Below are 12,189 nucleotides of genomic sequence, written 5' to 3'. Positions count from 1 at the left end.
CCGTTCGTTTTATGACGGACGCTTAGTACGGGCTAAGCCTTTTAGGAAATTGCGTAAAAACTGATCACCACAAGGACGGTAATTCTTATGCCCTTTCTGGCGGAACAGTGCACTTAACTCTGATTTTGAAATCCGTAATTCTGCCGCAGACAAAATAGCGCGCATATCTTCATCTTGTAATTGAAGTGCAATTCTGATTTTACGCAAAATAACATTATTCGAAAGTAGTTCTTTCTCTTTTACCGCGCCAGTTGCATCAGGTGATGCACTTGGAGAAGGCCCACGTAACTCAAGGATTAAACCGTCTAAAAAAGCACCTAATGCATTGTCATCACAATCAATGAAACCGCTTTCGTCCTCTTTTTTTAGCCAGCCATTTAGCATCTCGGTAGAAACCGTTAAATCGGCCTGCTCATAAATGCGCAACATATGAGCAATGCTTAGCTGTAAGCTGTAACGTAAGCTGCGTAAAACATCATTATTAATCATAGAGTTCCAAATTAGTTCAGGACAAATGTCGTTATTGGTGCAGAAAGCGTGCGCATACTAGCACAACCGCTATATCACTGAGTATCAATATTGATCTCGCGTCACACCTCATTTAACTGATAAAATGTAAGAATATTTTAGTCTGCTGATGACTATTTTTATTCCTTTAAAAGGCAAAATAATGGAAATTTTCCAATTAGAAAACCACCCTTTCGTTGAACTGTGTGACTTGCTAAAAATTCAGGGTTGGAGCGAAAGTGGTGCTGCAGCCAAAGCATTCATTGCCGAAGGCTTGGTAACTGTTGATGGGCAGGTTGAAACCCGCAAACGTTGTAAAATTCAGCCAGGCCAAGTTGTCTCTTTTCAGGGACAAACTGTAAAAGTAAGAACCTAACTCTAGGATCTACCCCATATGCCACCGAATCTGCGGTGGCATAACCACTTTAGGTTTAAGTACACTCAGGTTTAAGTACACGCGTAGACAATTTACATATAGATGTTGCACGTATAGGCATCATACAAACACCGAGAAACTTCATACCGCCTCTCAGCCACACAAAAATACCTCATACCTACCTACACTCATTCGGTTTAACAAAATCAGCCATGCTGAGCTGTAACCAAACATGTAAGATCTCTTTTTACCTATATTAAACACGCCAATCTAAAAATGAACGAAAAAGTTTATACTTAATAAACAACTAACCTATTGATTTAAATAAACCTACAACAACCAATAACGTTATAAAAAACGGTGCATCTACTTTAGCAAATCAGATATAAGAGTCTGTAAATAGATTTTAAGACAGTACATTTTTTTACAAACAGAAAAATAATCTGCGGAACTTACGGTTTCATTATAAAAGAAATCAGGATAAATATTATATGAATTGAATTAAATTCTACGGCGCTCACAAAATAATCAAAATAGAGCGGAAATAATTATTTAGAGGATGTTTTTGATGAAAGCGCAAAGTGTTGAGTATTTATCTACAGAACAAGAGATTAATATTGATACAACAGAGTTAAAACACGACCATTGGGTAAGAATTTCCAGTGAACTACTGACTAAAGCGGGTATTACACTAAATGGTAATCAGCCGTTTGATATGAAAATAAAACACCCAGATACATTAATGCGGATATTACAAGAAGGATCTTTGGGATTAGGTGAAAGTTATATGGATGGGTGGTGGGATTGTGAACGTTTAGATATCTTCTTTGATAAAGTATTAACAGCAAAATTAGATAAGCAATTACCCTCACACTTTCAAGATACATTACGTATTTTAAAAGCCAGAATTTTTAACATGCAAACTCGCTTGCGCGCATGGCAAGTAGGTAAAGAGCATTATGATTTGGGTAATGACCTGTTCAATGCAATGCTTGACCCACACATGCAGTACTCTTGTGCCTACTGGAAAGAGGCTAAAACTCTTGAAGCTGCGCAAGAAGCAAAGCTCGCGATGATATGTGATAAATTACAACTCAAACCTGGTATGAAAGTGTTAGATATCGGTTGTGGTTGGGGCGGATTAGCCTACTACATGGCAAAAAACCATGGTGTATCTGTTGTCGGTGTAACTATATCTAAAGAGCAACAAGCACTTGCACAGCAACGCTGTGAAAATTTACCCGTAGAGATTATTTTGCAAGATTACCGTGATTTAAATATTGAGTTTGATCGTATTGTATCTGTCGGGATGTTTGAGCATGTCGGCCCCAAAAATTATCATACTTATTTTAATATTGTAAATCGCTGTCTAAAAAAAGAGGGGTTATTTTTATTGCACTGTATTGGTAGTAATGTGTCAGGTATAAAAGCCGATGCATGGATAAGCAAATATATATTCCCTAACGGTTGCCTTCCCTCTATCAAGCAAATTGCAACAGAGTCAGAACCATTTCTGGTAATGGAAGACTGGCATAACTTTGGTACTGACTATGACAAAACGCTGATGGCATGGGACAATAAATTTGTCAATGCATGGCCTTCATTACAGGCACAATACTCCCCCCGCTTCTATCGAATGTTCCGTTACTATTTAAATGCATGCGCAGGTGCATTCCGTGCCCGTGACATTCAACTGTGGCAGGTATTATTTAGCCATGCCGGATTACGGGGCAATATTTATATTCAGCATTAATCAATGCTCTATTAACCAGTGCGGAAAAGCAGTATTGACATCAAACACGCTCTCCTCTTTTTCTGGCTTGCGTGTTTTTTACATCGATTTTTCGGTAGCAGTAGAGGTTATTTATTTAAGGCAAGATAATGGATGATGACTTAAAATGGTGCTATTTGTACCGTCTTTATCCTGACTATAGATTGCCACTGTTTCTGAATCCACTGCATCTCTGCTACGCTATACCCAGATATGTAGCAAATAATTAAGCAGCCTTCTGCTGGAAACTCGGAGAATCAACACGTGAATTATAAGAATGCAGTTATCTTATCCGCCAGTAAACGCTTGGTGGGGTGGGTTTTGGTGATTATCGCGGTAATCAGTACTGCAATATCTATCTTAAAGTTTCTTAGCATTCATATCGATAACGGTACGATGGCCTCGGCTGTGTTATCAGACCCCTATAAGCAGCTTTTCATCTTTATCTACGGTAAAACCCAGTTTTTAAGCCTGTTTTGGAATAACTCCCCAACACCAGATCATACTAATCTGACAGGAAGTGCATCAGTTAGCTTCTTTATCATCTATGTGTTTATCTTTATCGCCAGCGCCATTAAAGACTCAGGGGCAAAACTTTCTGAACGGCTGGCAAAAACACGCAATCAAATCGATGACCAATTGATGCAAGATCAGATAGGTGCTCTGCCCTCTCGTAGCAAGCAAGAGATCAGAGATGCACTGGTGATCCCCAACTATCCCGTGTTAAATCAGCTATTGTGGGAACTTATCCCACTGGTTATCACATCTGGATTACTGTTCGGCTTCTATAAAATGTTCGGCTTTTGACCTAACTCACACGAAACAGATGCCCTTTAATAACAAATAGAGCGTTAAAGGGTCGTCTAAAATTAATTTTGTGATACAAATCGCAACATGAACACAGAAAGAGTACACTGCTCTTTCTGTTTTATTAGCCATTGATGTCTTAATGTACTACCTTCTTCCTTTACTTACTGTTCTGATTTGGTCAGGCAACGCCATTGTGAATAAAATGGCAGCCACCAGCATCGATCCTGCGGCAATTGCCTTTTATCGCTGGGCATTGGCCTTTGTCGTATTAACCCCGTTTATGCTGCTTCCTGTATGGCATAATCGCCGGAAATTCATCCCCTATCTGGCTAAATTCATTGTTCTTGCCCTACTCGGTATGGCAATTAACCAAACATTTGGCTATTACGCTGGGTTAACGGTCAGCGCCATGAATATCGGCATTATTACCTCATTAATCCCGCTAATAACTGTACTTATTAGCCTATTTGTTCTGGGTGAAACCCCGACTATAGGTATCGTATCGGGCACAGTACTCTCACTGTTCGGTATTCTTTACCTTGTCAGTTGTGGGGATATAGCTAGCCTGCTGCATCAAGGAGTAGGAAACGGAGAGCTACTACTGCTAACTGGTTCATGTGCTTACGCGCTGTACGGCGTGCTACTGAAAAAATGGCAGCTACCGTTCTCTACATGGCAATCGGTATACATTCAGATTTTTTTTGGGATGCTGTTGCTGTTGCCCAATTTCCTGTTTGCACAAAACACCGTGATTAATGCCCAAACATTACCATTGATTATTTATGCTGGAATTCCGGCATCGGTGGTCGCGCCGTTCCTCTGGTTACAGGCTGTTAAATTACTGGGCGCAAGCAAAACAGCAATTTTCATGAACCTTATGCCGGTATTTACCGCGATGATTGCAATGACGTTGCTGAAAGAGAAGGTTGAGCATTATCATATCGTAGGCGGAGTGATTACATTGTGCGGCGTGGTTCTTTCACAAACCCTGCGTAAGCCTATCAGTGGTTCGCTGCTTAAAGCCTCATCGGTCAGAGAGCCGCAATAATATCCTGAACCTTGCGTTAAACGCAGACTAAGCAGGGTCAGCTTAGTCAATATGCCGACCCTGCCTTGTTTACTTGCCGTGATACATTGCTACCGTTTTGTACATACAAAACGCTACGCCAGACACCATGCAAAACGTGATCAGATAAATACAGCCACAAAACTGAATGTGATGATCATCGCCAGTGCGCCTGTTGTTGTCAGCAACGCCAAACGTAATTCAGTATCCATACTCCCCCCTTGTATTGTGTTTTTCCAACTTTTCACTTTGAATGCAAGCAGTGTATCTTCTGTATCATTAAACTGTAATGTATCATTTTTGTTAATGTGGATTCTATCACCAACAAACAATGATACACTCGGCAATACACATAAATAACGCTAATCCAACAAATAATAAGGATATTCTATGCGCCACGGAATGCCATTTTTTGTGCTTACCCTATCACTACTCTCTTTCCCTTCACATGCTGCACTTGATCAAACCTGCTTTACCAATAAATACGAACAGTTTGTACAGGCCTCTGATGCTTGGTATTCCACATTATTAAGTAAAGTCACTCAGCAAGACCCAACACTAAAAATAGCCAGTGAACAATTCCTAAATGAACGAAAAAATTACTTTAACCGTAATCTGACTGCCGTGAAGTGGTATCTGAACCATGAACCGGCACGCTTGGCGTTGGATAAATCAGTCAATGAGTGGCTTTCACTTGATGAAGAGTCAGAAAAGAAGCTTAGCAGCCAAAACAGTGAGTTTGCTGCGTTAAATGAACAAGTTTTTAATGATCGAGTGATCAAGCCCAATCCACAGAGCTATGCGCTTCGCTCTGCATTTGCAGAACTGTTAACACACCCGGAAAATGTACGTGAAGGGTTAGAGCGCTATAATCGCTCAATGGAAAAAATAGAAGCGCTGCATTGTTCTAAGTAGCCTTACTATTCACGCTATAGTGTGGGCTGAATGCAAGTATGCGTGATATTGCCTACAATAGATAAGAAGAGATTATAGGAAGAGTGCCGAAAGTGGCGCAGAGAAAAACAGAAAGTATTGTCATTAAAAATCACACAATATTTCCTTTTTCTGTCTCTTTCTGCTTCCCGTATCGTAAATTATAAGAGAAAATGATCTTTTGGATTTTTAGCATCGGGCCGTCATGAGTTTAATAACGATAACTAAAGCCCGTTTGCATTATTAATTATCACAATATAGCAAGCAACGGAGGCAAACGCTTCCGTAGTAAAGAAGGCAAACAGGCTAACCTCTGCCCATGTCTTGATGCTCGCTCAAGTCAGGAGTTCTACTTAATTTATGGCAACGATTAAAGATGTCGCCAAACTTGCGGGTGTTTCAACAACCACAGTATCGCATGTTATCAATAAAACGCGCTTTGTAGCAGAAGAAACTCGCACCCGGGTATGGGCTGCAGTAAAAGAGCTGCACTACTCACCTAGCGCGGTGGCAAGAAGCCTGAAGGTTAATCATACCAAATCTATTGGCATGATTGTAACCACCAGCGATACGCCTTACTTTGCAGAAATTGTACAGTCGGTTGAAGAGCACTGTTACCGTAAAGGCTATACCCTATTCCTATGTAATTCACAGAATAACCTTGAAAAACAACGCGCATATCTTGCGATGCTGGCACAAAAGCGGGTTGATGGCCTGCTGGTGATGTGCTCTGAATATAACGAGCAATTGCTTGAGCTGCTTGAGAACTACAGTACTATCCCGATGGTGGTGATGGATTGGGGTCTGAGCGAAAGTGATTATACTGACCGTATTCAGGATAACAGCTTTGATGGCGGTTATTTGGCAACCCGTTACCTGATTGATCGTGGTCACCGTGATATCGGCGTGATCACCGGTCAGCTAAGTAAAACCACAACAAAAACGCGTTATGACGGCTTTATCAAAGCCATGCAGGAAGCCGGTTTACCTATTAATGATAAGTGGGTTGCAGAGGGTAACTTTGAACCTGAATCAGGCCATATAGCGATGAATGCTATTTTAAGCCATGAACAGCACCCAACGGCGGTATTCTGCTTCAATGATACGATGGCAATGGGTGCAATTTGTGCCGCCGGTGAGCAAAACCTGCGTATTCCACAAGATATCTCTATTGTGGGCTATGACAATATTCGTGATGCGCGTTTTTTCTCGCCACCATTAACCACCATCCACCAGCCGAAAGCGCGCTTAGGTGCAATGGCCTTTGATATGCTGATTGACCGCATTATCAATAAGCGTGAAGGTGGCCAAATTATTGAGCTGCATCCTGAATTGGTTGCCCGTAGCTCGGTGATTGATGGCCCGTATAAGAAAAATAAGTAACTCGTACCCGTAATACGTAATCCCTCACAGCTGCAATTGCCTCTTATCCGTACTTTGTAGCTGTGTTGTTTTACCTCTTTTCTCTTAGTGTAGTTATTCCCGTTTATCCCCTCTTAATTCACTTTGTATCATGCTTAATTTTCTGGGTCTGTTTAATATCAAGGCTAGCTAGACAACTGCCAAAAACAACTGTATATATATCCACCATAAATAGAGCTACTCTCTTTCATCATGTGTGCTCCGCTACAACAGGAATTACAGGAGGTTGTCCATGCGCATTGAAATTTCGCTTGATCGTAATCTAACCCTTCCGGCTCAGTTCGAACTAAAATTACAAACTGAACTGACAAAACGCCTTGGTGTGATCTTTGATGAGCCTGATGTCATCATCAAACGCGGTGCGGCAGGTATTTCAATCTTACGCGGGAATAAAGGCGACAGAGATCAGGTCGAAGAGGCATTACAGGCCACATGGGAAAGTGCAGACGATTGGTTTGATACTGAAGAGTATGAGTAACTGCCGATAACACTGACTGAACAAAGAGCATCACATGCACTAAATCGAGTGCTTGCTCTATTCCCATTACTATCCCGCAAGAGGGTTTTATACATTTTGCGGGAGCCCCCCCTTGTTAAACTCAGCTAAACTTGCAGCATATCCCTCCTCTATTGAAAGATAAAAGGTATTGAAAGATATGCCAGTTAACAGTTTGTGCCTTTTTGGCAGTTATCCTTCCCAAGATAAAAATGAAATTACAGCCAGTTGCTGCAATCCACATTTATTTTGGTAAACTACGCCGCCTTAAAGGTAATACCATCGCCGATAATGCACTCAGCAACTCCCCCCCGGCATGAGGATAGATCTGTGAAGAAAAACTGGATATCAGCGACACTGCTCGCCTGTAGTTTATGGACAACTGGCGTGTATGCTGATGAAATCACGCCTTGGCAACACACGCTGCAACAAGCGCAAGGACAGACTGTCTACATTAATACCCAAGCGGGGAATACAGAATTAAATAATTACCTTAGCTGGGCGGTAACCCAAGTTAAACAACGCTTTAATATTACACTGATACATACCCAAACCCCCAATAATACCGAAATTGTCAGCCGTATTATGGCCGATAAAATTGCAGGAAAAAAACAGCTGGGTGTCAGTGATATTGTCTGGTTGCAGGGCCGCTTCTTTAATACCCTGCGTAGCGCCGATTTGCTGCAAGGCCCGTTTGTTGAAGAGTTACCACAGTGGCAGCAAGTAGATCAGAGCCTGCCGGTTAAGGTTGATGCCACGTTTCCTACTCAGGGATATGAAGCGCCATGGGGGTTAAGCCAATTAGTCTTTATCTATAACACGGCAACATTGCCAACCCCTCCGCAAGGCTTTAAAGACTTACTCACTTATGCGATACAGCACCCCGGAAAAATCACATACCCTGTTCCTACCGAAATACACGGTATCAACTTCCTCAAAGCGGCGTTACTGCAATTAGCTCCAACACCTGATGTGCTATACCGTGATGTCAAAGAGAGTGATTTTAAGTTCCAGACCGCCGCATTATGGCAGTACCTTGATACATTACACGGGTATGCATGGAAAAAGGGGCAAGCCTTCCCGCAGAATCAAACCGAAATGCAGGCTTTGCTCAATGAAGGTGAAATTGATATTGCCCTTAGTTTCAACCCTAATGAGGTGCAAAACGCAATCGCGCAAAACCGCTTACCGGAAACAGCCAAAGCGTATGCATTAGGGCAAGGTGCAATTACCCGCGCCCACTTTCTGGCGATTCCGTTTAATGCCCCTTCCCCCGATGGGGCAAAAGTGGTGATTAATTTCCTGCTATCACCCGAAGCGCAAGCTTATAAAGAAGACCCAGCAGTCTGGGGCGACCCGACTATTCTAAATCTGCCAACCCTCAGTGAAGCAGAAAGAGCTAAGTTTACTGCCCATGGTGAGCTTTATCGGGTATTACCAGAGCCTCACCCTTCATGGGCGAATGCGCTGGAAACCGAATGGTTGCGCCGCTACGGTACAGAGTCTGCATCTGCACCCACGGCAGACGCTGTGGTTTCAAGTGTCGTATCCAGTGTTGAAAGCCACTCACGGTTGAGTGTCTCGGTATCCCCTAAATAATTAAGCAACCACTGCATTGCAGGTGAGTGATCTTGCGAGCGCCATGCAACACAGCATCGGCTGTCTAACGTTGGGGTCTCCACCTGCATCTCTATCAAACGGCCAGCCAGTAGCAACGGTTTGGCGATATGTGCCGGCATCATTCCCACACACAACCCTGCGCACAAGCAATCGGTAGCGGCATACCAGTCAGGGACAACCAAACGCCGCTGATTATCTAACAGCCATGTTGTTCGCTTCGGCAATAGCCGTGAGGTATCTTCAAGACAAATAGAGGGATAACGGCTAAGCACCTGATCACTGAGCGGCTGAGCCAATTGTGCAACCGGATGATCAGGACTGACCACAAAGTGCCATGACATACTCCCCATATCACGGTAATCAAAACTCCCGCCGACCGGTATCGCGCTGGTTGCACCGATACCCACATCTGCACGGCCATCGACCAGCGCATCCCACACACCGTTAAACACTTCCATGCTAATGAGCAACTCCATATCCGGAAATGCACGGTAAAAATCAGCCACCAGATGCCGAACACGATCGGGGCGCACGATATTATCCAGCGCAATTGAAAGCTGCCCGCGCCACCCATTGGCGACCAGTTGACAGCGATGACGGATATCACTCATCCGCTTAAGTGTTTCACGCGCTTCATGGACAAACGTTTGCCCTGCGGGGGTGAGCACTACATCGCGATGTCTTCTTTCAAAAAGCGTAACAGCAAGCCAAGACTCTAGCTGCCTAACCGTGTAGCTGATGGCCGATGGTACGCGATGAAGCTCTTGCCCTGCGGCACTAAAACTTCCGGTTCTTGCTACAGATTCAACCACTTGCAGTGTATATTCTGACCAAATCATTCTGATATCAATATAATTGAAAGCAATAGACAAATATTAACGTTTTACAGGGAAAACGTCACTCAGTAGACTGCGCGCAATCTCATACCCGCCGTATAAAGCTCACTGTATAAAACTCGCAGGTAAGTGTCTTATACGCATAACAATAAAAATACAGGATAGCCACATGAAATCCTCCCTCGGTTTTACCGTATACCTTGCCGGGCTTAGTATGCTTGGTTTTTTGGCTACCGATATGTATCTGCCCGCATTCGAATCTATGCAGGTCTCTCTGGGCAGCAATGCCAGTGCTATCGGTGCAACGTTAAGTATCTTTCTAGCCGGTTTTGCGATAGCGCAACTGGTCTGGGGGCCGCTCTCTGATCGCCTTGGCCGTCGCCCGATTCTGCTGGCGGGGATCTTACTGTTTACCATCGCCAGTTTCGGCTGTGTGTTTGTCACCAGTACCACACAATTACTGGTGCTGCGCTTTATTCAGGCTGTAGGGGTCTGTGCCGCCGCAGTGAGCTGGCAGGCATTGGTTGTTGACCGTTTTGAGGGAAATGAAGCCAACCGGATGTTCGCAACTATTATGCCGTTGGTCGCACTTTCCCCTGCACTTGCACCACTGATGGGAGTGTGGTTACTTGAGCACTTCAGCTGGCGAGCGATTTTCGTAGCACTGGGTGTGATTGGTATTCTGCTGCTGCTGTGCACATTACGTCTGCAAGCTCGCGGTGCACAACCCGCCACACAAAAATCGGTTAGCTACATGACCATTTTGCAGTCAACTGTATTCTCGGGAAATGCACTGATCTTTGCTGCCTGCTCTGCCGCTTTTTTTGCGTGGCTGACCGGTTCACCGTTCATCTTAGGCGAATTGGGCTACAGCCCGCGGGATATCGGTTTGAGCTATATCCCCCAAACCATTGCTTTCTTAGCGGGGGGTTATGGTTGCCGCACGCTGCTGACCCGTACCACCGGTAAAAAAATGCTGCCATGGTTGCTCGGGTTGTTCATTTTGAGCGTGGGTATGCTGTATATCATCCCGCTAACAGGTTATGTCTCTTTGCTGTTGCTGATGATCCCTTTCTGTTTGCTGGCCGTAGCAAACGGCGCAATCTACCCGATTGTGGTTGCCAATGCACTTGCACCGTGGAAAGCCCATACCGGCCGTGCCGCGGCATTACAAAATGCCATTCAATTAGGATTAAGTTTTCTGGCCAGTATGATGGTATCGTGGCAGGCACAAAATGCGCTGATTGCTACCACACAAACCATGCTAATTATGGCGATGCTGGTGCTGGTTGGCTATTTTTTGCAGGGCGTAAAGGCAGAAAACTCGGCCACTAAACCGAGCCAAGCTTCATCTCAGTAACAGTCAATACAGCCGAATAAATTACCCGAGTGAAACTTCAACCTCGGGCCAGAAATGATGCATGTGCCGGGCAGTGACCCGGCCTTCTTGTATCAGGCAGAGCAAACGTTGCAGTAAAAACTCATAGCCCGGCGAGTCATGAATACAGGCCGAGGCTTTCGCGACCACCATCAGTGCTTTGCTCCACCGCTTCGGATGCTGCGCCGTATGCTCGGTGAGAGTGTGCGGCATAGAGAGAGGGGCCCCCGCCATATTGGCAACCAACACTGCCACCCGCTCTGATAACACGACCTCAGGCAGTGCAATTGCATTGAGCAGCAACGGATCATACAAGCTTTCCGGCACGCTCACGATTTTGCCGTTATTCTGATAACGTAAACTGCCACGATCATCCACCAGCTGCTGCCACAGATCTGCCGCCTGCCAGTAGGCAGAAAGCGGAAAATCGATGGCATGCTGCTCACTTTTTCTCAGTTGCGCCATATTCTGCTCTCCACGCAGATAACGGGCATAACGAACCTGACGGCTCTGCTGATACCCCGTTTCGATATGACGAAGGATCTGGCTTTGCATCAGCGCATCTTGCAGGCTTTCGGATAACCACAGTTGAACAATACGCCCCTGAACAAGCCAGTCTGACAACAAAATCAACGGCTTTTGCATAGAGACCAGTGCATGTGTCAGTTCATGTTCTGATACCGGAAATGCCGGGCTACCGCTCATCAGTGCTTGCCAGTACATTTTACGGTCAACGTTTAGATCGCCATGACAGAGAATATCATCAAACAACACCACGCTTTCGTGTGTACGCCCTGCCCGCCGCAGCATTTCACGCAGCGTAGCCGCACAGACGCTGTCTGAAATTATGTGGATCAGTGCAGATGCCATGGTGTTCCCCTTAAACCTGAATGGATACCAATATGCTAGGTAAGACACATATCAGATATTCAGAATAATAGGATTATGACAATAAAAACCGAGAGATTAGTTAA

Annotated in this window: 13 protein-coding genes; 9 read left to right on the top strand and 4 right to left on the bottom strand. The window is 44.4% G+C overall.

The window, feature by feature from the left end; all coding sequences use genetic code 11:
- Positions 1–9: 9 nt before the first annotated feature.
- Entirely contained in the window at positions 10–489 is a 480-nt protein-coding gene (locus AC1HDJ_RS09030) for a YehS family protein (protein WP_479535221.1), read from the bottom strand.
- A gap of 181 nt (positions 490–670) precedes the next feature.
- Between AC1HDJ_RS09030 and ybcJ the strand changes: the two genes are divergently transcribed.
- The 4 genes from ybcJ to AC1HDJ_RS09010 all read left to right on the top strand — a co-directional run bounded on the left by ybcJ (position 671) and on the right by AC1HDJ_RS09010 (position 4,512).
- Positions 671–883 (top strand): ribosome-associated protein YbcJ, encoded by a 213-nt coding sequence (ybcJ, locus tag AC1HDJ_RS09025; protein ID WP_438624237.1) that lies wholly within the window; start codon positions 671–673, stop codon positions 881–883.
- A 568-nt stretch (positions 884–1,451) separates the two neighbouring features.
- Positions 1,452–2,636, top strand: a complete 1,185-nt coding sequence (cfa, locus tag AC1HDJ_RS09020; RefSeq protein ID WP_479535219.1) for a cyclopropane fatty acyl phospholipid synthase — start codon at positions 1,452–1,454, stop codon at positions 2,634–2,636.
- Positions 2,637–2,918: 282 nt separating this feature from the next.
- A complete protein-coding gene (locus AC1HDJ_RS09015) occupies positions 2,919–3,461 on the top strand; it encodes a YniB family protein (RefSeq protein WP_479535217.1) in 543 nt (180 codons plus the stop codon).
- Positions 3,462–3,603: 142 nt separating this feature from the next.
- Positions 3,604–4,512 carry a DMT family transporter gene (locus AC1HDJ_RS09010; RefSeq protein WP_479535215.1) on the top strand — a complete coding sequence of 303 codons (909 nt, stop codon included), beginning with the start codon at positions 3,604–3,606 and terminating at the stop codon, positions 4,510–4,512.
- 140 nt (positions 4,513–4,652) lie between these two features.
- Here the strand turns inward: AC1HDJ_RS09010 and cydH are convergent, their stop codons facing one another.
- Complete coding sequence (gene cydH, locus AC1HDJ_RS09005) at positions 4,653–4,742, bottom strand: cytochrome bd-I oxidase subunit CydH (RefSeq protein ID WP_438624123.1); 90 nt, start codon at positions 4,740–4,742, stop codon at positions 4,653–4,655.
- 178 nt (positions 4,743–4,920) lie between these two features.
- Here cydH and AC1HDJ_RS09000 point away from each other — a divergent pair, with 178 nt between their 5' ends.
- The 4 genes from AC1HDJ_RS09000 (at position 4,921) to AC1HDJ_RS08985 (ending at position 8,980) form a co-directional block, all read left to right on the top strand.
- Positions 4,921–5,445: a hypothetical protein gene (locus AC1HDJ_RS09000; protein WP_479535213.1), complete on the top strand. Its 525-nt coding sequence runs from the start codon at positions 4,921–4,923 to the stop codon at positions 5,443–5,445.
- 378 nt (positions 5,446–5,823) lie between these two features.
- Positions 5,824–6,846, top strand: a complete 1,023-nt coding sequence (purR, locus tag AC1HDJ_RS08995) for an HTH-type transcriptional repressor PurR (protein ID WP_479535211.1) — start codon at positions 5,824–5,826, stop codon at positions 6,844–6,846.
- A gap of 271 nt (positions 6,847–7,117) precedes the next feature.
- Entirely contained in the window at positions 7,118–7,363 is a 246-nt protein-coding gene (locus tag AC1HDJ_RS08990) for a DinI-like family protein (RefSeq protein ID WP_479535209.1), read from the top strand.
- Between the two features lie 348 nt (positions 7,364–7,711).
- Positions 7,712–8,980 (top strand): ABC transporter substrate-binding protein, encoded by a 1,269-nt coding sequence (locus AC1HDJ_RS08985; protein WP_479535207.1) that lies wholly within the window; start codon positions 7,712–7,714, stop codon positions 8,978–8,980.
- Here the strand turns inward: AC1HDJ_RS08985 and punR are convergent.
- Positions 8,872–9,837 (bottom strand): DNA-binding transcriptional activator PunR, encoded by a 966-nt coding sequence (gene punR / locus AC1HDJ_RS08980; protein WP_479537068.1) that lies wholly within the window; start codon positions 9,835–9,837, stop codon positions 8,872–8,874. The two genes, AC1HDJ_RS08985 and punR, sit on opposite strands and share 109 nt — an antisense overlap.
- A 169-nt stretch (positions 9,838–10,006) precedes the next feature.
- Between punR and punC the strand changes: the two genes are divergently transcribed.
- Positions 10,007–11,197, top strand: a complete 1,191-nt coding sequence (punC, locus tag AC1HDJ_RS08975; protein WP_479535205.1) for a purine nucleoside transporter PunC — start codon at positions 10,007–10,009, stop codon at positions 11,195–11,197.
- Between the two features lie 21 nt (positions 11,198–11,218).
- On the opposite strand, the gene AC1HDJ_RS08970 is transcribed toward punC, so the two are convergent.
- A complete protein-coding gene (locus AC1HDJ_RS08970) occupies positions 11,219–12,085 on the bottom strand; it encodes a DUF3658 domain-containing protein (RefSeq protein ID WP_479535203.1) in 867 nt (288 codons plus the stop codon).
- Between the last annotated feature and the right edge of the window lie 104 nt (positions 12,086–12,189).

The sequence above is a fragment of the Plesiomonas sp. ISS29 genome, from assembly GCF_056522795.1.
Note: the sequence above shows the minus strand (reverse complement) of the source record. Positions and strands in the feature narration are given on the sequence as shown.